Origin of the sequence: Dactylosporangium sp. NPDC051485, assembly GCF_040682015.1 — a bacterium.
Classification (GTDB): Bacteria; Actinomycetota; Actinomycetes; order Mycobacteriales; family Micromonosporaceae; genus Dactylosporangium.
In genome coordinates, this window is the sequence record NZ_JBFAZW010000066.1 from 45835 (window position 1) to 65325 (window position 19491).

At 72.6% G+C, this 19491-nt stretch carries 15 protein-coding genes and 1 pseudogene; 9 read left to right on the forward strand and 7 right to left on the reverse strand.

The window, feature by feature from the left end; all coding sequences use genetic code 11:
• Nucleotides 1-77 precede the first annotated feature (77 nt).
• Both AB0M46_RS31845 and AB0M46_RS31850 read right to left on the reverse strand, forming a co-directional pair.
• A complete protein-coding gene (locus AB0M46_RS31845; protein WP_363342040.1) occupies nt 78-3173 on the reverse strand; it encodes a DUF4132 domain-containing protein in 3096 nt (1031 codons plus the stop codon).
• A 31-nt stretch (nt 3174-3204) separates the two neighbouring features.
• Nucleotides 3205-4725, reverse strand: coding sequence for an MDR family MFS transporter (locus tag AB0M46_RS31850; RefSeq protein ID WP_363342042.1), 1521 nt, complete (start codon nt 4723-4725; stop codon nt 3205-3207).
• A gap of 300 nt (nt 4726-5025) precedes the next feature.
• Between AB0M46_RS31850 and erm the strand changes: the two genes are divergently transcribed.
• The 4 genes from erm to AB0M46_RS31870 all read left to right on the forward strand — a co-directional run bounded on the left by erm (nt 5026) and on the right by AB0M46_RS31870 (nt 9231).
• Nucleotides 5026-5796 carry an ErmE/ErmH/ErmO/ErmR family 23S rRNA (adenine(2058)-N(6))-methyltransferase gene (gene erm / locus AB0M46_RS31855; RefSeq protein WP_363342044.1) on the forward strand — a complete coding sequence of 257 codons (771 nt, stop codon included), beginning with the start codon at nt 5026-5028 and terminating at the stop codon, nt 5794-5796.
• Nucleotides 5797-6026: 230 nt separating this feature from the next.
• Nucleotides 6027-6938, forward strand: coding sequence for a sulfite exporter TauE/SafE family protein (locus AB0M46_RS31860; protein WP_363342046.1), 912 nt, complete (start codon nt 6027-6029; stop codon nt 6936-6938).
• A gap of 18 nt (nt 6939-6956) precedes the next feature.
• Nucleotides 6957-8591 (forward strand): glucose-6-phosphate isomerase, encoded by a 1635-nt coding sequence (pgi, locus tag AB0M46_RS31865; protein WP_363342048.1) that lies wholly within the window; start codon nt 6957-6959, stop codon nt 8589-8591.
• 52 nt (nt 8592-8643) lie between these two features.
• Nucleotides 8644-9231, forward strand: coding sequence for a hypothetical protein (locus tag AB0M46_RS31870; RefSeq protein ID WP_363342050.1), 588 nt, complete (start codon nt 8644-8646; stop codon nt 9229-9231).
• On the opposite strand, the gene AB0M46_RS31875 is transcribed toward AB0M46_RS31870, so the two are convergent.
• Nucleotides 9218-10402, reverse strand: coding sequence for a GAF domain-containing sensor histidine kinase (locus AB0M46_RS31875; protein ID WP_363342052.1), 1185 nt, complete (start codon nt 10400-10402; stop codon nt 9218-9220). The genes AB0M46_RS31870 and AB0M46_RS31875 overlap by 14 nt on opposite strands.
• A 164-nt stretch (nt 10403-10566) precedes the next feature.
• Between AB0M46_RS31875 and AB0M46_RS31880 the strand changes: the two genes are divergently transcribed.
• The 3 genes from AB0M46_RS31880 (at nt 10567) to AB0M46_RS31890 (ending at nt 15057) form a co-directional block, all read left to right on the forward strand.
• Nucleotides 10567-11196 carry a helix-turn-helix domain-containing protein gene (locus tag AB0M46_RS31880; RefSeq protein WP_363342055.1) on the forward strand — a complete coding sequence of 210 codons (630 nt, stop codon included), beginning with the start codon at nt 10567-10569 and terminating at the stop codon, nt 11194-11196.
• A gap of 3 nt (nt 11197-11199) precedes the next feature.
• Nucleotides 11200-12936 carry an ABC transporter ATP-binding protein gene (locus AB0M46_RS31885; RefSeq protein ID WP_363342057.1) on the forward strand — a complete coding sequence of 579 codons (1737 nt, stop codon included), beginning with the start codon at nt 11200-11202 and terminating at the stop codon, nt 12934-12936.
• Nucleotides 12937-13146: 210 nt separating this feature from the next.
• Nucleotides 13147-15057: an ABC transporter ATP-binding protein gene (locus AB0M46_RS31890; protein ID WP_363342074.1), complete on the forward strand. Its 1911-nt coding sequence runs from the start codon at nt 13147-13149 to the stop codon at nt 15055-15057.
• Between the two features lie 54 nt (nt 15058-15111).
• Here the strand turns inward: AB0M46_RS31890 and AB0M46_RS31895 are convergent, their stop codons facing one another.
• Nucleotides 15112-15297, reverse strand: coding sequence for a hypothetical protein (locus tag AB0M46_RS31895; RefSeq protein ID WP_363342059.1), 186 nt, complete (start codon nt 15295-15297; stop codon nt 15112-15114).
• Between the two features lie 217 nt (nt 15298-15514).
• Between AB0M46_RS31895 and AB0M46_RS31900 the strand changes: the two genes are divergently transcribed.
• Entirely contained in the window at nt 15515-17116 is a 1602-nt protein-coding gene (locus tag AB0M46_RS31900) for a hypothetical protein (RefSeq protein WP_363342061.1), read from the forward strand.
• A gap of 59 nt (nt 17117-17175) precedes the next feature.
• On the opposite strand, the gene AB0M46_RS31905 is transcribed toward AB0M46_RS31900, so the two are convergent.
• Both AB0M46_RS31905 and AB0M46_RS31910 read right to left on the reverse strand, forming a co-directional pair.
• Complete coding sequence (locus tag AB0M46_RS31905; protein WP_363342062.1) at nt 17176-17955, reverse strand: hypothetical protein; 780 nt, start codon at nt 17953-17955, stop codon at nt 17176-17178.
• Between the two features lie 231 nt (nt 17956-18186).
• Nucleotides 18187-18558 carry a DUF4267 domain-containing protein gene (locus tag AB0M46_RS31910; RefSeq protein WP_363342064.1) on the reverse strand — a complete coding sequence of 124 codons (372 nt, stop codon included), beginning with the start codon at nt 18556-18558 and terminating at the stop codon, nt 18187-18189.
• Between the two features lie 90 nt (nt 18559-18648).
• Here AB0M46_RS31910 and AB0M46_RS31915 point away from each other — a divergent pair, with 90 nt between their 5' ends.
• On the forward strand, nt 18649-19227 hold the full coding sequence (locus AB0M46_RS31915; RefSeq protein ID WP_363342066.1) for a TetR/AcrR family transcriptional regulator: 579 nt from the start codon (nt 18649-18651) through the stop codon (nt 19225-19227).
• Between the two features lie 7 nt (nt 19228-19234).
• On the opposite strand, the pseudogene AB0M46_RS31920 reads toward AB0M46_RS31915, so the two are convergent.
• Nucleotides 19235-19491 (reverse strand): annotated as a pseudogene (locus AB0M46_RS31920) (hypothetical protein); the annotation flags it as partial.

A 19491-nucleotide genomic window follows, 5' to 3' on the forward strand; every position in this document is an offset into this window, starting at 1 on the left:
GCGACCGGTCCGCGGGCGTCGCGCCTGCGACAGCGCGCCGCCCACGTCCCCGCAGCCGGTCGAGGTGCCCGCGCGGGCTAAGCCAGGGTTGAGGACAGGTCGCGGAGCACCTCCGAGGCGGTCGCGGCCGGCAGGGCCGAGAAGGGGACGGGGCGGTCGCGGCCCCACGGGTCGGCGTCCGGCGGGCAGATCCAGACGTCGGCGAGGTGCTGCTCCGGGTGCTCGCCCGGCACGCCGAGGAGGATGCCCGGGTCGAGCTGGGCGATGAGGACGGCGCCGCCGGGCAGGTCGCGCTCCATCCGGGACTGGTGGGCGCCGTCGCGGCCCTCGCGCCGCCAGCCCCGGCGCTCCAGGCCGATCAGCGCGACGCTCAGTGCGCGGCGGTCGTCGAAGCGGGTCAGGCGGGGCGAGGCGGCCTCGCCGGGGCCGAGGCGGTACACGTCGCGGGAGAGCTGGTCGAAGGGCTGCAGGATGCCGTAGTCGGCGAACACGGCAGACCACGCGGGGACGTCCAGGTCGACGGGGTGGGCCACGCCCAGCAGGGCCTCGCCGGGCAGCGTCACCTCCTCGTCGGCCACGTCCGCGAGGGTGCGGTCCTCGGCCACCCGCAGCGCCGGGCCGTCGTCGGCGCGCCAGACCAGGCGGCGGGCCAGCAGCCACAGCACCGGGTGCTCGAGGAACACGGTGCGGAACTCGGCGGCCGTCCAGCGGCGGCCGTCGCCCATGGCCCGCTCCAGGCGCTGGGCCTGCTCGGTGGCGACCTTGCGCACGCCCTTCTTGGCCGCCGCGAACCGGCGCCGGGCCGCGGTGGCCAGTGCCTCGTCGTCGCGGGCGGCCGGGGCCGGGAGGTCCTTGCGGCGGGCGCCGTCCTCGTAGGCGACCCAGGGCCGCAGCTGCTCGTCGAAGCCGGCCACGAACCGGCGCGGGCCGTAGTCCAGCACCATGGTCGCGTCCGGGGCCAGGTCGAACGACGGCACCAGGCGGTCCGTGAGCTGCTCGGCGGTGAGGCCGGCGGCCTCGGCGGCGGCGGTCAGGTTCTGCCCGGCGCGGGCGCGCACCGCCGGGGCCTTGGCCTTGCGCGACAGCTCGTGCAACTGGCGCAGGGCCGCCTCGGTCCCGAACGCGGCGAGCACGTCGAGGCCGGTCGCGGCCCGCTTGTGCGCCCCCTCGTACGGCCACCGCTGCACCCGCTCCGCCAGCCTCTCGACGGACTCGTCGTCGCCGATGACCGCCTGCGCGTCGAGCGCCCAACCGCCGGCGGGCGGGGCATCGGCCGCCTCCCAGCGGCGCAGCAGGTGCAGGCCGAAGTGGGCCAGGTCGCCCGGCTCGCACGCCTCGCGCACGAGGGCCAGCCCCGCATACGGCTCGCCGGGCTTGGACAGCATGAGCATGGTCAGCAGGGCCCGGATCTGCGCCGCGGGCAGGGCGCCGCCCCCGCCGCGCACCCGGACCGGCGGCAGAACGATCGGGTCGGCCCAGTCCGGCGGCTCCGGGATCCGGGTCGGCAGCTGCCGCACCAGCGGGTCCTCGTCGAGCATGGCGGCGATGGCCTTCTCCGCCGCCGGTCCGTACCCGGCCGCCGCCTCCAGCACCGTCTCCCGCTGCCCGGCCGCGTCCAGGGCGAGCAGCGCCAGCCCGGCCTGGCGCCGCCCGGGCCCGGCCTTGCCCAGCGCCGCCGGGACCAGCGCGCGGGCCGCCTGGGCCGGGTGGGTCTGCAGCCAGGCCAGCGCGACCTTGCGGGCCTCCTTGAGCCGGGCGTGCCAGTCGGCCATGAGCAGCGCGACCTCGGGGCTGGAGTACCACATGAGCAGGGTGCCGTCGGTCGGATGCACCCGCACGTGGCCGAGCAACAACGGCAGCGCGTCGATGCCGAAGCGTGCGACGGCCTTGTGCAACCAGGCCCCGCCGCCGAAGCTGCGTCCTCTCGGCCGGTACACCGGGAGCATCGAACGGGCGAGATCCTCCGGCCCGTAGAGGAACAGGCTCTCCGCCTCCCAGTCCCGGGCGGTGCCGGCGCGGACCTCCTCGGCGAGCGCCGGATAGTCGTGGTGCGCGTACGGCTGGCCCAGCCTGTCGATCAGCCGCTCCCGCGCGCCCGGCTGCCAGGCCGCCTCCGGCTCGTCCGTGCACGCGAGCCCGGCCAGCACGACCGGCTTGGCCGGCTTGCCGCGGGTCGTCCACGGCGGCGCGGCGAGCACCGGCACCGAGCCGGCGCCGTCCGGCGCGGCCCGGCGCAGGTGGTCCGGGGCCAGCTCCGGGTGGCGGGCCGCGTGCAGGAGCAGCAGGTCGCCGATGCGGGGCCGGGCGGCCGAGGCCTCCAGCAGCCGCATCGCCCGCTCCGGGAAGCGCTCGGCGGCCTCGGCCACGGCGGCAGCCGCTCCCTTCCGTCCCGCCACGACCCCGTCGAGCAGCGCCTGGAACGCCCGGTCGGTCGGTATCACGGCGAGGGCCTCGGCCATGCTCCGCACAAAGTCGGCGACGCTGTAGTTGACGTCCCAGCTCGCGATCCGGCCGGCCCAGTCCTCGGCGTAGACGTCGAGGATGCCGTCGCCGATGGCCTCGGTCAGTGTGTGCAGCGTCGCGGTGCTGTGCGCGCTCAGATTGCCGAGGTCGACGTAGCCGAGCTCTCGCACCACGTGCGTCGCCTGTGCCGTGGTGGTGACGCAGCCGAGCAGGAGCGTCCAGTGCTCGTGTCCGCGGGGCAGCACGTCCATATCCTCGGCCACCCAGTCCGTCCGGGTCGGGACGAGGAACGACGTGGCGACCCGGATCATCGGTGCGGCGTGGTGTGCGGTCCGCAGTGCCTGGAGGGCCTCCACCGCGGCCTCGAACTCGCCGTCGGGCGCCGCGGCGAGGGCCCGCCGGATCTGCCCCAGCAACAGCCCGTCATACGCCCCGGCCAGCCCTGAGTATTCAGCGCCCGCCAGCGCGGCAAAGACCAGCCCGTGCCGTGCGATCCAGTCGTCGGCCAGCGTCGCGACGGTGTCCCGCAGCACGGGGGTCCGGAGCCTGTCCGGCAGCGCCGCGGTCGCGGTGGCCACGCCGAGCGGGGTCGGCGGGGCCGCATCGTCCATGACGGTGGGGCCCGGCGGGGCCGGTTCGTACGGCACCGCCGCGCCGCCGCGCCGCGGATGGATGCTGCGTCGCCACGACGCCGGGAGGTCCAGGTTCACGGCGACAGGTTAGCGAGCACCTATGACATTTTTAGGGCACCTGTTCGATCTTGCGGGGGATGAGCAGCAGCACCAGGAGGCTGCACGCGCCGACCACGGCGAGGGCCATGAAGACGTTGTGCGTGGCCGAGTACAGGGCCGCCCGCACGTAGTCGGCCACCGCCGAGGACGCGTGCCGGCCCTGCAGCACGATGCTGGTCGCGTCCGCCCCCGAGCCCAGGGCCGGGCGCACGTCCGGCGGGGCGGCGGCGAAGCGGCGGTCCAGGGTCGTGTTCGCGATGGCGCCGAAGACCGCCGCGCCGACCGCGCTGCCGATCGAGCGGCAGAACATGTTGGTGCCGGTGACCACGCCGCGGCGGTCCCAGCCGACCACCGACTGGATGGCCACCAGCGTCGGGGCCGAGGCCAGGCCCAGCCCCGCGCCGATGACGAAGCACGCCGCCGCGACCATGCCGACCGTGGTCTGCTCGGACAGCAGGGCGCACATCGCGGTGCCGGCGATGATGATGACGCTGCCGATCAGCGCGGTGTTGCGGAAGCCGATCCTGAGGTACACCTTGCCGGAGAGCGTGGCGGCGATCGGCCAACCCAGCGTCATGGCCGCGACCACGAACCCGGCCACGAGCGCGCCGGTGCCGAGCACGCCCTGGGAGAAGTTGGGCACGTAGGAGCTCAGCCCGATGACCGTCGCGCCGATCGTGACCGAGGCCAGGTTGCCGCCGACGAGCGTGCGGTGCCGGAACACCCACAGCGGCAGCACGGGCTCCGCGGCGCGCCGTTCCACGAACACGAACGCCGTGACCAGCACCGTGCCCAGGGCGAAGATGACGATGCTCGGCGCGCTGTCCCACGCCCAGCTGATGCCGCCCTCGAGGATGCCCAGGATGAGCAGCGTGCAGCCGGCGATGAGCAGGGCCGCGCCGAGGTAGTCGACGCGGCGCTCGCGGCGTTCGACCTTTTCCTTCAGGTGCCGGGCGAGCATCCACGCCGCGATGAGGCCCAGCGGCAGGTTGATGAAGAAGATCCAGCGCCAGGAGATGTACTCCGCGAAGACCCCGCCCAGCGTCGGCCCGAGGACCGAGGACACGCCCCACACGCCCGCGAGGTAGCCCTGGACCTTGGCCCGCTCCGGCACGGTGTACAGATCGCCGATGATCGTCATGCTCATCGGCTGGATCGCGCCCGCGCCGATGCCCTGCACCGCCCGGAACACGATGAGCGTGAGCATGCTCCACGCCGCCCCGCACAGCACGGAGCCGACGAGGAACACGGCGACGCCGAAGAACATGACCGGCTTGCGCCCGAGGACGTCGGCCAGCTTGCCGTACAGCGGCGTGGTCACCGCCGCGGTCAGCAGGTAGATCGAGAAGAGCCAGGGGAAGTGCGCGAAGCCGCCGAGGTCACGCACCACCGACGGGACCGCGGTGGCGATGATCGTGCTGTCCAGCGCCACCAGACCGGTGGTGAGCATGACGGAACCGAGGACCGGACCGCGCTCGGAGCGCAGCCCGACGCCGCCCGCCGGGCGCTTCGTGAAAGTGGCCTCCCGCACGCGAACACCTTACGCGCCGGCCACGCCGCGGTCGGGCTGGACCGATCCTAGTTTCCTAGGATGTCATACGCGCTGCGCCGCAGGGCACGGCAGTAATACGCTCGCCCGCGCTGTCCGCCCGCGTTACTGTCGGCCCATGACCACGACGCACGCCCTGATCACGCCGGCGATGACGCCGGCCGCGCGGCTGCGCATCCGGCGTCGCGCCCTGGTCGCCCAGGCCTGACGCCTGCACCAACAAAGGGCAACCAGGGCCCTTCCGCGTCCGCATCCGCGTCTCGCGCCTCAGGGAACCTGGTCATGTCTCGCTATCCGCGCGCCCGTCGCGTCTACGGGCAGAACCTTCTTGTCGATTCCTCGGTGATCCGGCGGGTCGCCGACGCCGCCGCGCTGCACCCGGCCGACCTCGTCGTCGAGGTCGGGGCCGGGCGGGGCGCCCTCACCGCCGAACTGCTGCGCCGGGCCGGGCGGGTGGTCGCCTACGAGGTCGACCCGGGCCTGGCCGCCGCGCTGCCGCGTCGGGCTGGGCTCACCGTGCGCACCGGCGACTTCCTGGCCGCGCCCGTGCCCGGCGGGCCGTTCGCCGTCGTGGGCAACATCCCGTACGCGCTCACGTCCGCCGTCGTGGCCTGGTGCCTGGCCGCGCCCACGCTGCGCTCGGCGACGCTGCTCACCCAGCTGGAGTACGCCCGCAAGCGCACCGGCGACTACGGCCGCTGGTCCCGCCTCACCGTCGAGACGTGGCCCGAGTTCGAGTGGCGCCTGGCCGGGCGGGTGCCGCGGGGCGCCTTCCGGCCGGTGCCCGGCGTCGACGGGGGCATCCTGCGGCTCACCCGCCGGGCCGAGGTGCTGGTGCCGGCGGGGAGGCTCGGGCGGTACCGCGGCATGGTCTCGCTGGGTTTCGGTGGTGCCGGCGGGTCGCTGCTGGCCTCGCTCTCCCGCCGATATCCGCCGGCCCGGGTCGCGGGCGCGTTCCGGGCGCTGCGGCTGGACGCGGCGACCCCCGTCGGGCTCGTGTGGCCAGAGCAGTGGCTGACGCTCTTCCGCCTCCTCGAGTTCGCCCGCCGGTGATCATGCAGCGGGGGATCAGGGCGCCGCGGCCAGGGCGGGAACACCACCCTGACCGCCAGGTCCACCGACGCTGACGCGCGCTGCGGCGCTGAGCGTTGCAGCGCTCAGCGCCGCTTCCGGGGCGACAAGCGGTAGCGGTATGCATGCCTGCCATGACCTTGCGTAGCTAAATCCTGGATTGTCGACTTAGTCAGTGGACAAGACAGGCTTCGGGCGGCACACTTCTGCGGGTGGATCCCAAACTGGCGTTTGCCGGGCTCGGCGTCGGTGTCATCGTCGGGCTGACCGGCATGGGGGGCGGGGCGCTCATGACGCCCATCCTCGTGCTGTTCTTCGGCGTGCCGCCGCTGGCCGCGGTCTCCAGCGACCTGGCGGCCAGCGCGGTGATGAAGCCGTTCGGCGGGTTCGTGCACGCCCGGCGCGGGACCGTGAACTGGGCGCTGGTGCGCTGGCTGTGCCTGGGCAGCGTGCCCAGCGCGTTCCTCGGCGTGCTGCTCATGCGGGCCCTCGGGGGCGGCGACCGGGTCCAGGACGTGGTGCGCAACGCCCTGGGGGTGGCGCTGCTGCTGGCCGTCGTCGGGCTGCTGATCAAGGCGTACCGCAAGGGCGGCGAGCGGGCGGGGGAGCCGAAGCCGATCAAGGTCCGGCCGGTGCCGACCCTGCTGCTCGGGGCGCTCGGCGGGCTCGTGGTCGGGATGACCTCGGTCGGGTCCGGGTCGCTGATCATCGTCATCCTCCTGGCGCTGTACCCCGCGCTGCGCCCGAGCGACCTGGTGGGGACCGACCTCGTGCAGGCGATCCCGCTGGTGTTCTCGGCGGCGCTCGGCCACGCGCTCTTCGGGGACCTGAAGCTCGACCTCGCCGCCGCGGTGCTCATCGGCTCGGTGCCCGGCGTGCTCATCGGCGCGCGGCTGTCGTCCCGGGCGCCGGCCGGGGTCGTGCGGGCGGCCCTGGTCGTGGTCCTGGTGGCCAGCGCGCTCAAGCTGTTCAACGTCCCGACCACCCTCGTGCTGGCCATCGCCACCACCATCACGCTGCTGTTCGTGGGGCAATGGGCGTGGCGGCGCGGACATGATCGGGACACCGGGGACGAGACGGGCGTGAAGGGGGCAGAATCAGCGAGTGGAGTGGTCTCTCGCTGACTCGCTAGGAGTTTCCTGATGCCTCGGCTCAACCATCTGCCCGAGTGGGCGGCGCTCGCCAAGCACCGCTCGGAGCTCGGAGAGGTGCACCTGCGCGACCTGTTCGCCGAAGACCCCGACCGGGGCAGCCGTTACTCGGTGTCCACCGGCGACCTCTACCTCGACTATGGCAAGCACCTCGTCACCGACGAGACACTGCGGCTGCTGCAGGAGCTCGCGGCGGCCCGCGGGGTGTTCGACCTGCGCGACGCCATGTTCCGCGGTGACAAGATCAACTTTACCGAGCACCGGGCCGTGCTGCACACCGCGCTGCGGGCGCCGCGCGACGCCGAGATCTTCGTCGACGGCGAGAACGTGGTGCCCAAGGTCCACGCCGTGCTCGACCGGATGGCCGCGTTCGCCGACCGGATCCGGTCGGGGGAGTGGACGGGGCACACCGGCAAGCGCATCACCACCGTGGTCAACATCGGCATCGGCGGGTCGGACCTCGGCCCGGCGATGGCCTACGAGGCGCTGCGGGCCTTCACCGACCGCTCGCTGGCCTTCAAGTTCGTCTCCAACGTCGACGGGGCCGACCTGCACGAGGCCGTCCGCGACGCCGACCCGGACAGCACGCTGTTCATCGTGTCGTCCAAGACGTTCACCACGATCGAGACGATCACCAACGCCACCGCCGCCCGCACCTGGCTGATCGACGCGCTCGGCGCCGAGGAGGCCGTGGCCAAGCACTTCGTGGCCGTGTCGACCAACGCCGGCGAGGTCGCCAAGTTCGGCATCGACACGACCAACATGTTCGAGTTCTGGGACTGGGTCGGCGGGCGCTACTCCTACGACTCGGCGATCGGCCTGTCGCTCATGGTCGCGCTCGGCCCGGAGGGCTTCCGGTCCATGCTCGACGGGTTCCACCGGATGGACGAGCACTTCCGCACCGCCCCGCCGGAGGTCAACGCGCCGCTGATCCTGGGCCTGCTCGGCATCTGGTATCGCGACTTCCACGACGCCCAGACCCACGCGGTGCTGCCGTACAGCCACTACCTGTCCCGCTTCACCGCGTACCTGCAGCAGCTGGACATGGAGTCCAACGGCAAGTCCGTCGACCGCGAGGGCAGGCCGGTCGAGTGGGCGACCGGGCCGATCGTGTGGGGCACCCCCGGCACCAACGGCCAGCACGCCTACTACCAGCTCATCCACCAGGGCACCGCGCTCATCCCGGCCGACCTGCTCGGCTTCGTCAGGCCCGTGGCCGAGCTCGGCGCCCTCGGCGACCAGCACGACCTGCTCATGGCCAACCTTTTCGCCCAGGGGCAGGCGCTCGCGTTCGGCAAGGCGGCGGAGCAGGTCGCCGCCGAGGGGGTGGCCGAGGCCGAGGTGCCGCACCGCACCTTCCACGGCAACCGGCCCACCACGACGATCCTCGCCGACGAGCTCACCCCGTCGGTGCTCGGGCAGCTCATCGCGCTGTACGAGCACAAGGTCTTCGTCCAGGGCGCCATCTGGGACATCGACTCGTTCGACCAGTGGGGCGTGGAGCTGGGCAAGGTGCTGGCCAAGCGGATCGAGCCGGCGCTCACCTCGGACAGCCCCGACCTCTCGGCCCTGGACTCGTCCACCGCGTCGCTGGTCGGCCGCTACCGGGCGGTGCGCGGCCGCTGAGGAACCCCGTCGCCGCGGGCCGCGCGGGCCCGCGGCGACGTATGGTCGAACCGTGATCGGGGACGCCGAGCTGCGCTCCATGACGACCGAGGAGCGGGCCGAGCTGGCCCGGCGTCTGGCTGCGCTCGCGCCTCCGGTCACCCGGCGTTCCAGGGACGTCGCGGAGGGGGCCCGGCGCCGGTTCGTCATCGTCGTCGGCGTGGCCAGCGTGCTCATGATTCCGTGGGTGATCGCGCTGACCGTGACGCTGCCGCCGAAGTACCTCGCCGGGCACTGGCGGATCACCTGGGTCGGCTTCGACGTCGTGCTCGGCGCGGCCCTGGCCCTGACCGCGTGGGCGGCGCTGCGGCGGCGGCAGATCATGATCCTGGCCGCGCAGGTGAGCGGCACCCTGCTGGCCTGCGACGCCTGGTTCGACCTGCTCACCGCGGCCGGCGACGACCGCTGGATCAGCCTGGCCACCTCCGTCCTGATCGAGCTGCCCCTCGCCATGTGGCTGTTCTTCGTCTCGCACCACATCGTGCGGCTGAGCATGCGCCGGCTGCTGATCCTCTCCGGGCAGTCCCCGGACATCTCGCTGTGGCGGCTGCCGCTGCTGGGCGTGTCGCCGCGCCGGTCGCGGCGGTCTAGGGCAGCGTGATCCTGGCCGTCGTACCGGCACCGGCCGGGCTCAGCGTGACCCGCCCGCCGTGCGCCGCCACCGCCTCCTGGGCGATGTGCAGCCCCAGCCCGACGCCGGGGACCGCCTCCCGGCGGGCGTGGCGGCCGCGGAAGAAGCGCTGGAAGACGTACGGCAGCTCGTCCGCCGCGATGCCCACCCCGGTGTCGACGACCTCGATCGTCGGCACCGGCGCGTAGAGCGCCCGGACGGTCACCGTGCCGCCGGGCGGGGTGAACAGCACCGCATTGCGCACCAGCTGCTGCACCGCCTGGGTCAGCCGGGGCGCGTCGACCGAGACCACCGAGGCCTGGGTCGGCGGCTCCACCACGACCTGCACGCCCCGCGGCTCGGCCACCGTCCGGCACGCCTGCACCGCGGCGGTGAGCACCAGGTGCAGCTCGACCGCGCTGCGGTGCAGCAGCAGCGGGGCACCGGCCGGGCGGGTGCCGCTGAGCAGGTGCTCGACCATGCCGATCAGGCGCTGGCCGTTGCGGTGGATCGGCTCGACCAGGCGGCTGTGCTCGGCCAGGCGCTCGTCGTCGGCGAGCAGTTCGAGGTACCCCTGGATCGCCGTCACCGGCGTGCGCAGCTCGTGGGAGATGGTCGCGATGAGGTCCTCCTCCCGCTGGGTGGCCCGGGCCAGCTCCTCGCCCAGGTCGGCCATCTGCAGCCGGCTGCGCACCAGCGCCAGGTGCCCGGTCGCCTGCCGGGACAGGGTCTGCAGCGCCTCGCGCTGGCGGTCGCCGAGGTCGCCGGGGCGGTCGTCGATGACGCACATCGCGCCCAGCACGTGGCCGTCGTCGTCGATGAGCGGGGAGCCGGCGTAGAAGCGGACGTGCGGCTCGCCGGTCACGTTGGCGTAGGAGCGGAAGTGCGCGTCCGCGCGGGCGTCGGGCACCACGAGCTGGCGGCGGGCCGGGATGGTCTCGGCGCAGAAGGACACGTCGCGCGGCGTCTCGTCGTCGGCCAGGCCGGTCTTGCCGGCGAACCACTGCCGGTCTCGGTCGATCAGCGAGACGGCCGACATCGGTGTGTCGAAGATCGAGGCGGCGAGCCGTGTCAGGTCGTCGAGCTCGGGCGGCCTCGGTCCGTCGAGCACCCCGTAGCTGTGCAGTGCCGCCAGCCGGGCTTCCTCGTCGACGCCGCTCATGGTGGTCGTCCCTTCGTCCGATGCTTCCATCCTGCGCGTACCCGGGTGCCGGGTGGCGTCACTTGGTGTTGCGTTGCGGTTGCGGAGCGTTCGACCGTCTCGCGTTGTGCGCCCACGGCGAAATCCGGTTGTCCGAGTGAGTGCTCGCTCATTAGAGTGTCGCCGTGAATGCCAACCAGCAGACCCGGCGGCGGCGCGTGCCTGCGCTGGCCCCCGACGACCGGCGCGCGGCGCTCATCGCCGCCACGCTGCCGCTGCTGCGCACGCACGGCGCGGCGGTGACGACCCGGCAGATCGCCGAGGCCGCGGGCGTCGCCGAGGGCACCATCTTCGGCGTCTTCCCCGACAAGGCCTCGCTGCTGGCCGCCGCGCTGAACAGCGCCTTCGAGGCCGGGCCGGTGCTGCGGGCGCTGTCGGCGATCGACCCGCACGCACCGCTGCAGGAGCGGCTGCGCGACGCCGCGGCCATCCTCGTGCGCAGAGTCGAGGGTTCGGTACCGCTGATGATGCTGGCCCGCACCATGCCGTGCGCCGGCGACGAGTCCCCGATGGCCTCGCTCATCGAGGGGCGGCGCCGGCTCACCGAGGCCGTCGCCGAGCTCGTCGAGCCCGACCGCGCGCTGCTGCGCCGCAGCCCGGACACCACCGCGCGGCTGCTGTTCGCCCTGGTCGTCAGCGCGGTGCGCGGCGACCTGCCGGCCGAGGACGTCTTCACGCCCGACGAGATCGTCGGCGTGCTCCTCGACGGCCTGCTGCACCACCCTGCCGGACAATCCCAACCTGGAGAAGCCTGACCGATGCTGATTCGTCTGCTGCGAACGTACCTGCGGCCCTATCGTGGGCCGATCACCCTGGTGGTGGTGCTGCAGCTGGTGCAGACGCTCGCCACCCTCTACCTACCCACCCTCAACGCCGACATCATCGACGAGGGCGTCATCGCCGGCGACACGAACTACATCCTGCGCGTCGGCGGTCTCATGCTCGGCGTGACGCTGGTGCAGATCGTCTGCTCGGCGGCCGCCGTCTTCTTCGGCGCCCGCACCGCGATGGCGCTCGGCCGCGACGTGCGGGCCGGCATCTTCGACCAGGTGCAGCGGCTCAGCGCGCGCGAGGTCGGGCAGTTCGGCGCCCCGTCGCTGATCACCCGCACCACCAACGACATCCAGCAGGTCCAGATGCTGGTGCTGATGGCGTTCACGCTCATGGTCTCGGCGCCGATCGTGTGCGTCGGCGGCATCATCCTGGCCCTTAGGCAGGACGTGCCGCTGTCCGGGCTGCTGCTCGTCGTCACGCCGCTGCTCATCGGGCTCATCTCGTTCATCGTGGTCCGGATGCGGCCGCTGTTCCGGCTCATGCAGGTGCGCATCGACCTGGTCAACCGGGTCATTCGCGAGCAGATCACCGGCATCCGGGTCATCCGCGCGTTCGTGCGCGACGAGCACGAGCGGGCCCGGTTCGCCGAGACCAACGCCGACCTGCGCGAGGTCTCCCTCGCCGTCGGCCGGCTCATGGCCCTGATGTTCCCGACCGTCATGCTGCTGGTCAACATCTCCAGCATCGCGGTGCTGTGGTTCGGGGCCAAGCGCATCGACGCCGGCGACATGCAGGTCGGGGCGCTGACGGCGTTCCTGAGCTACCTCATGCAGATCCTCATGTCGGTGCTCATGGCGACCTTCATGTTCGTCATGATCCCGCGGGCCGAGGTGTGCGCCGAGCGCATCAAGGAGGTGCTGGACGCCGAGTCCAGCGTGCGGCCGCCGGTGGAGCCGGTGACAAGCCTCGACGTGCACGGCGAGCTCGAGCTGCGCGGCGTGTCCTTCCACTATCCGGGTGCGGAGGCCGCGGTACTGGAGGATGTCGACCTGATCGCCCACCCGGGCCAGACGACGGCCATCATCGGCAGCACCGGCGCCGGCAAGACCACGCTGCTCAACCTCGTGCCGCGGCTGTTCGACGCGACCGGCGGCACGGTGCTCGTCGACGGCGTGGACGTGCGCCGGATCGACCCGGCCCTGCTGTCACGGACGGTGAGCATGGTGCCGCAGAAGCCGTACCTGTTCTCCGGCACCGTGGCCACCAACCTGCGCTACGGCCGGCCCGACGCCACCGACGAGGAGCTGTGGCGGGCCCTGGAGGTGGCCCAGGCGGCGGACTTCGTGCGGGCCATGCCCGAGGAGCTCAACGCGCCGATCGCCCAGGGCGGCACCAACGTCTCCGGCGGGCAGCGCCAGCGCCTGGCCATCGCCCGGACGCTGGTCGCCCGGCCCGAGGTCTACCTCTTCGACGACTCGTTCTCGGCGCTGGACTACGCCACCGACGCGGCCCTGCGCGAGGCGCTGCGGTCCGAGACCGCCGGCGCGACGGTCGTCATCGTCGCCCAGCGGGTCAGCACCATCCGCGACGCCGACCGCATCGTCGTGCTCGACGAGGGCCGCGTGGTCGGCGCCGGCACCCACCAGCAACTCATGGACGACAACGAGACGTACCGCGAGATCGTCCTATCCCAGCTCACGGAGCAGGAGGCTGCAGCATGACCGCCGGAGCGAAGCGGAGGCGGGCATGCTGCCTCGTCCTTGTTCTTTCTACTCAAGGAAGGTCAGCATGACCGCCGGGGTGAAGCGGGGGCGGGCTGGCCGCGCTCGTGTTGTGGTGCTTTCTACTGAAGGAAGGTCAGCGTGACCGCTCCCAACCGCCCCGGCGGCGGCGCCCGGCCCGGCGGTGGGCCGGGATTCGGGCCCGGCCGGATGATGATGGGCGCCGGAGGACCGCCGGCCAAGATCGAGGACTTCAAGGGCTCGGCCAGGCGCCTGCTCAAGATGCTCGCCCCCGACCGGCTCGTCGTCGCCGCGGTGCTCGTCTTCGGCATCGCCAGCGTCGTGCTGTCCGTGCTCGGCCCGCGCCTGCTCGGCCGGGCCACCGACGTCATCTTCGAGGGCATCGTCAGCAAGAAGATCCCGCCGGGCCTGTCCAAGGAGCAGGCCATCGCGGGCCTGCGCGAGCAGGGCCAGGACCGCTTCGCCGACCTGCTCAGCGGCATGACCAACCTGGTGCCCGGCCATGGCATCGACTTCGGCCGGCTCGAGCGGGTCCTGCTGATGGTCGCGGTGGTGTACATCTTCGCCTGGATCTTCGGCCTGCTGCAGGCCCGGCTGACCACCATCGTCGTGCAGCGCACCGTCTACCGGCTGCGCGAGCAGGTCCAGCTCAAGCTGGCCCGGCTGCCGCTGAGCTACTTCGACCAGCAGCCCCGCGGCGAGGTGCTCAGCCGCGCCACCAACGACACCGACAACATCGCGATGACGCTGCAGCAGTCGCTGAGCATGCTGCTCACGTCGCTGCTGACGATCGTCGCGGTGCTCGGCATGATGTTCTGGATCTCGCCGCTGCTGGCCGTCATCGCGCTGGTCACCGTGCCGGTGTCGGTGTTCGTCACGGCCCGCATCGGCAAGCGCGCCCAGCCGCAGTTCGTCAAGCAGTGGGCCACCACCGGCCGGCTCAACGGCCACATCGAGGAGATGTTCACCGGCCACTCCGTGGTGAAGATCTTCGGCCGGCAGCAGGAGGCGGCCAAGACCTTCGAGGAGCACAACGACGCGCTGTACAACTCCTCGTTCCGGGCCCAGTTCATCTCCGGCCTCATCCAGCCGGCGATGATGTTCATCGGCAACGTCAACTACGTGCTCGTCGCCGTCGTCGGCGGCCTGCGGGTGGCCTCGGGGGCGATGACGCTGGGTGACGTGCAGGCGTTCGTGCAGTACAGCCGCCAGTTCTCCCAGCCGCTGACCCAGGTCGCCAGCATGGCCAACCTGGTCCAGTCCGGCGTCGCCTCGGCCGAGCGGGTGTTCCAGCTGCTCGACGCGGCCGAGCAGAGCCCGGAGCCGGCCGCCCCGGCCCGCCCCGAGCAGGTCCGCGGCAAGGTGACGTTCGAGCGCGTCTCGTTCCGGTACAAGCCCGACGAGCCGCTCATCGAGGACCTCTCGCTGAGCGTCGAGCCGGGCCAGACGGTCGCCATCGTCGGCCCGACCGGCGCCGGCAAGACCACGCTGGTCAACCTCATCATGCGGTTCTACGACCTGACCGGCGGGCGGATCCTGCTCGACGACGTGGACATCGCCACGATGTCGCGCGACGAGCTGCGCGAGCAGATCGGCATGGTGTTGCAGGACACCTGGCTGTTCCAGGGCACCATCGCGGAGAACCTCGCCTACGGCGCCGACCATCCCACCCCGGAGAAGGTCACCGCGGCGGCCGAGGCGGCGCACGCCGACCGGTTCGTGCGCACCCTGCCGGAGGGCTACGACACGGTCCTCGACGAGGAGGGCGCCGGCGTCAGCGCGGGCGAGAAGCAGCTCATCACGATCGCCCGGGCGTTCCTGGCCGAGCCGACGATCCTGATCCTCGACGAGGCCACCAGCTCCGTCGACACCCGCACCGAGGTACTCATCCAGCGCGCGATGAGCACCCTGCGCGCGGGCCGGACGAGCTTCGTCATCGCCCACCGCCTGTCGACCATCCGCGACGCGGACCTGATCCTCGTCATGGAGCACGGCAGCATCGTCGAGCAGGGCACCCACGACTCCCTGCTGGCGGCCGACGGCGCCTACGCCCGCCTGTACTCGGCCCAGTTCGCCGCGGCCGTGGCCGAGGTGGACTGAGACGACGCCTGCGTGGCCGGGCCGTCCGACCCGGCCACGCAGACTCGCCCGCCGCTACCCCCTGAGGCGCGGCGGCGCGAGGCAGCACCGACGGCGGCCCGATTGGGCGAGCAGGGCGCCGGGGTCGAGGCCGGGCATGGACAGCTGCACGACCGGGACGTCGGCCGCGGGGTACATGGCCACGAGCGGGATGAAGGCGCCGTGGTCGAGGCGGCGGCCGGCGAGAGCGCGCCGGAACACGTCGCGCAGGTCAAACGGCTCATGTTCGACCCGCTCAGCGCCGCCACCTCACGACCACGCCCACCCGCATCGCCGCCGCGGTGTCGCTCGGCCGCACGTCCCAGGGCCAGCTGCGCACAGGCCGGCCGCATTGCGCGGAAGCTGGCCACCGGCCCTAGATCACAAATCGCCCTCGGGTGGCCGTTTGCCCTGGTCCGGCCAGGGAATGGGCGGATTCGTGCTGACGAACCTCGCCCATCTGGACTCGTTGCGGGTCCGCATCGCGCCGCCGGCCGTCGCCGGGCACACCACGTATCGGCTCGCCGAGGAGCCGGAGGTCGAGGTGGTGTGGACGTACGCGGGGCGGCAGCCCGACGGCAGCTACCTGCCGTGCGGTGGCGGCGAGCGCACCGCGGACGGCGGCTGGACCCAGGGGGCGTTCAACGCCGACGACATCGCCCGCGCGGCGATCGTCTACGCCCGGCACTGGCGCGGCACCGGCGCCGCGACCAGCCGGGCCGCCGCCCGCCAGCTGCTGCGCGGGCTGTGCTTCCTGCAGACCGCGCCGCAGGACGACACCGACCCGCGCAGCGGCAACGTGGTGCTGTGGCAGCAGCCCGACGGGCGGCTCAACCCCAGCGCCGAGCCGGTGGAGGCGCCCGACCCGTCGGACAGCGCCGAGTCGGCCTGGCTGGCCCGCACGGTGTGGGCGCTCGGCGAGGGCTACGCCGCCTTCCACGGCGACGACCCGGCCTTCGCGGCGTTCCTGCGGGTGCGGCTGCGCCTGGCCATGGGGGCGCTGCGGCGGCAGGTGCTGTGCCGGTACGGCCAGTGGCGCATCGTCGACGACACGGCAACGCCGGCCTGGCTCATCGCCGACGGCGCCGATCTGACCGGTGAGGCGCTGCTCGGGCTGTGCGAGTACACCCGCATCAGCGACGACGAGGACGCCCGCAAGGTGCTCGAGCAGCTCGCCGAGGCGGTCGCGGCGATGCGCACCGGCACCCCGTGGACGTGGCCCTTCGGGGCGGTGCTGCCCTACGGGCTATCGCGCACCGAGTGGCACGGCTGGGCCGGGCTCGCCCCCGGCGCGCTGGCCCGTGTGTACGAGGTGTGCGGGGACCTGCCCGCCCGCGACGCCGCCCTGGCCGACGCCGCGTCGTTCACGCCCCACCTGCTCATCGGCGGCGGCCCGGACAACCTGCGGGTGGCGATGCCCGGCGCGCGGGAGGCACTGACCCTCGACGGCGTGCAGCTGGCCTACGGCGCCCACTCCCGCATCGAGTCGCTGCTGGCCACGGCCCGCGCGACCGGCCGGCCGGCGCTGCGCACCCTGGCCGGGGTGGCCGGGTCCTGGTTCTTCGGCAACAATCCGGCGGGCGCCCCGATGTACGACCCGGCGACGGGCGTCACGTACGACGGCATCGACATCGTCGACGGCGCCGCCGCCGGCCCGGGCGTGGTGCACCGCGACGCCGGCGCGGAGTCGACGATCCACGGCCTGCTCGCCATGCTGGCCCTCGACAGCGACGCGCAGGCGGCCGGGGTGGCCCGCATCGCCGAGCCGGCCGTGCGCATCGAGGGCGCCGAGATGCACTCGATGGCCCTGACCGACCCGCTCACCGGCGCCCACCTGACGCTGCTGCGCAGCATGGCCACCAGCACCCGGGCCACCGACGTCGTCGTGCCCGGCGAAGCCCCGGCGACGGTGAGCGTCAACGACCCGACCGGCGAGGAGCTCGAGCACTACACGACCACCGCCGGGCGGATCCGGGTCCTGGTCGCGGCCGGCGGCTTCACCACCGTGCTCCAGCAGGGCCAGGCGCCGCTGCTCTGGTAGCCGGCCGGCCATCATCCCCGCGCCCGCGGCCGGGTGGCCGCGAGCGCGGGGGCGGGCACTCAGTTGAACAGGTCGTAGACCGAGTCCGGAGCCTTGGTGGCGTTGCTGGGCTTCGTCACCGGCTGGATCGAGCCGAAGCCGGTGAAGGTCAGCTCCATCGACAGGTTCGGGTCGATCCCGGCGCCGTCGATCTTGAAGGAGGTCAGGCGCCCCTCGGCGTCAGTGGTGGCGGTGAAGGGCACGGCCTTGGCCTTCGCGCCGGCGCCCTTCAGGGTGTCCTCCGACGGGGCCAGGATGCTGTTGGCGAGCGTCATGTCGACCGTGCCGGTGAAGTGGGTGGCGTCGGCCCGCTCGACCGCGCTGAGGCCGTCCTTGAACAGCTCGGTGACGCCCAGCTCGGGCGCGCCCGCGTCGTTGATCGGCAGCGAGGCCGTGGAGGTCAGCTTGGTCTTGTCGATCAGCAGCCACGCGCCGGGCTTCAGGCCCCAGTGCTGGTTCAGCTCGTCCCCGAAGTCGCCCTTGAACCACAGGTTGGGCGCGATGACGATGTACGCCATCGAAATGCTGATCTTCTCCACCTCGCCGGTGAGCTGCATGTTGGCCGACTTCGCGGCGGGGTCGATCCGGCCGCCGCCGCTGACCTCGCCCGCTTTGATCCCGAAGTTGTACGACGTGGTGTCCAGCGCCTTCACGGCCCCCTTGAGGGCCTCGGCCGGGGGCAGCGCGCTCGCCGACGCCTGAACCGGCTTGATGGCCCTGGCCTGCCCGGGCGTCCCCGGCCCCGTCGTCACCTCGGTCTCGCACCCGGCCAGCCCAACCGCCGCGATGGTCAGTGCCAACAGAACCTTTATGTGTTTCATCGATGTCCTCCGCATCAACACGCGCCCCACTGGGATGCGCAGTTCGTGCAGAGTACGGAGCCGGAACTCGGACGGCTGTCGCGAATTGCCCTTTGTGCGAGTTGTGATGCGCACAGTGTCGGATGGGCGTCCAACGCTGCCGCACTCAGACCGCGGCCGCTCCGGGATTGCGAACCCCGCTCACCGTGGGCGGCGCGGGAGGTGGCGGCGCTACACCGCGAACAGCAGGGCGGCGTTGAGGAGTACGACCACGGCGGTGGCGAAGTGGATGCCGAAGGCGACCGCCTTTGTGCCGCCATGGCGCAGCACGATCAGCGTGTCGCCCAGCGGGTTGAGGGCGACGACGAGCATGAACCAGGCGGCGGCGCCGGCGGTCGTGAACGCGATCAGGGCGAGCCCGACCAGGCCGTAGCTGAGGTCGCGCAGGCCTTTCACCGTGAGGTAGGCGGTGTCGCCGTCCGGTGCGACCGGCACGCCGTATCCGGCGGCCGACGGACGTGGCTGCAGGAGGAAACGGGATCCTATGTACACGATGAACAGGTTGAGGACGATCGCGAGCCCGTAGGCGATGGGGTTGAGCATGTGCCTCACTCCAGAATCTAGCGCCGCTAGGAACAAGAGCGAAGATAGCAGATCTCTGGCAGGATGGCTAGCCGTGCTAGAATTCTGGCCATGGCTATTCGGGAGCGCCGCGAGCGTGAGCGGGCGGAACGGGAACGCGCGATCATCAGCGCGGCGCGGGACCTGGCCGAGTCGGAGGGGTGGGACGCGGTCACCACGCGCCGGCTCGCCGCCGAGATCGAATACAGCCAGCCGGTGTTGTACAGCCACTTCAAGGGCAAGGAAGCCATCATGGCCGCCGTCGCCGTGGAGGGCTTCGCCGACCTGGCCCGGGACCTGGCGGCCGCACGCGTGGCCGCGGCCGGCGAGCGCCAGGCGGTGGCCGCCGTCGCCGAGGCCTACACCTCGTTCGCCGAGCGCCGGCCCGCCCTCTACGACGCGATGTTCACCCTGCGCGTCGACCTGCCGTTCGCCAGTCCGGACGCACCGATCGACCTGCCCAGGGGTTTCGCCGAGCTGGCCGATGCGGTGCGCCCGATCGCCGCGGGCGACGAGCTGGAGGCGCTGACCGAGACCTTCTGGAGCGCGCTGCACGGGCTGGTGACGCTCATGCGCAGCGGCCGATTGCGGCGCGCCGACCACGCGCGGCGGCTCGCGCTGCTGGTGGACCGCTTCACCCGCGGAACCTGAACGGACGTCACCGGGCGCGACAACGCAGCACGGCCACGCCACTGTCGAGTGGGTCCGCGTCGATCAGCCGGAAGCGGTGCGGGTCGAAGCTCCTCGCGGCGATCACCGGATCGAGCTTGATGACCAGCTCGTCGACGGCCGGGAGGACGTCTGATCCGCTCGGCGGCGCCGGACGGGACCGCGCTGGCGAGATGTCCGCACAGCGAATGCAGGACTCCCGGCCGACGGATCGGCGCGCGCCGATCCCCCGGCCGGGGAAGGCGC

Coding starts and splice junctions, on each gene's coding strand:
- pgi (WP_363342048.1), top strand. CDS start 6,957: ATGCCTCGGCTCAACCATCTGCCCGAGTGGGCGGCGCTCGCCAAGCAC.
- erm (WP_363342044.1), top strand. CDS start 5,026: ATGTCTCGCTATCCGCGCGCCCGTCGCGTCTACGGGCAGAACCTTCTT.
- AB0M46_RS31915 (WP_363342066.1), top strand. CDS start 18,649: ATGGCTATTCGGGAGCGCCGCGAGCGTGAGCGGGCGGAACGGGAACGC.
- AB0M46_RS31910 (WP_363342064.1), bottom strand. CDS start 18,558: ATGCTCAACCCCATCGCCTACGGGCTCGCGATCGTCCTCAACCTGTTC.
- AB0M46_RS31890 (WP_363342074.1), top strand. CDS start 13,147: ATGATGATGGGCGCCGGAGGACCGCCGGCCAAGATCGAGGACTTCAAG.
- AB0M46_RS31875 (WP_363342052.1), bottom strand. CDS start 10,402: ATGAGCGGCGTCGACGAGGAAGCCCGGCTGGCGGCACTGCACAGCTAC.
- AB0M46_RS31885 (WP_363342057.1), top strand. CDS start 11,200: ATGCTGATTCGTCTGCTGCGAACGTACCTGCGGCCCTATCGTGGGCCG.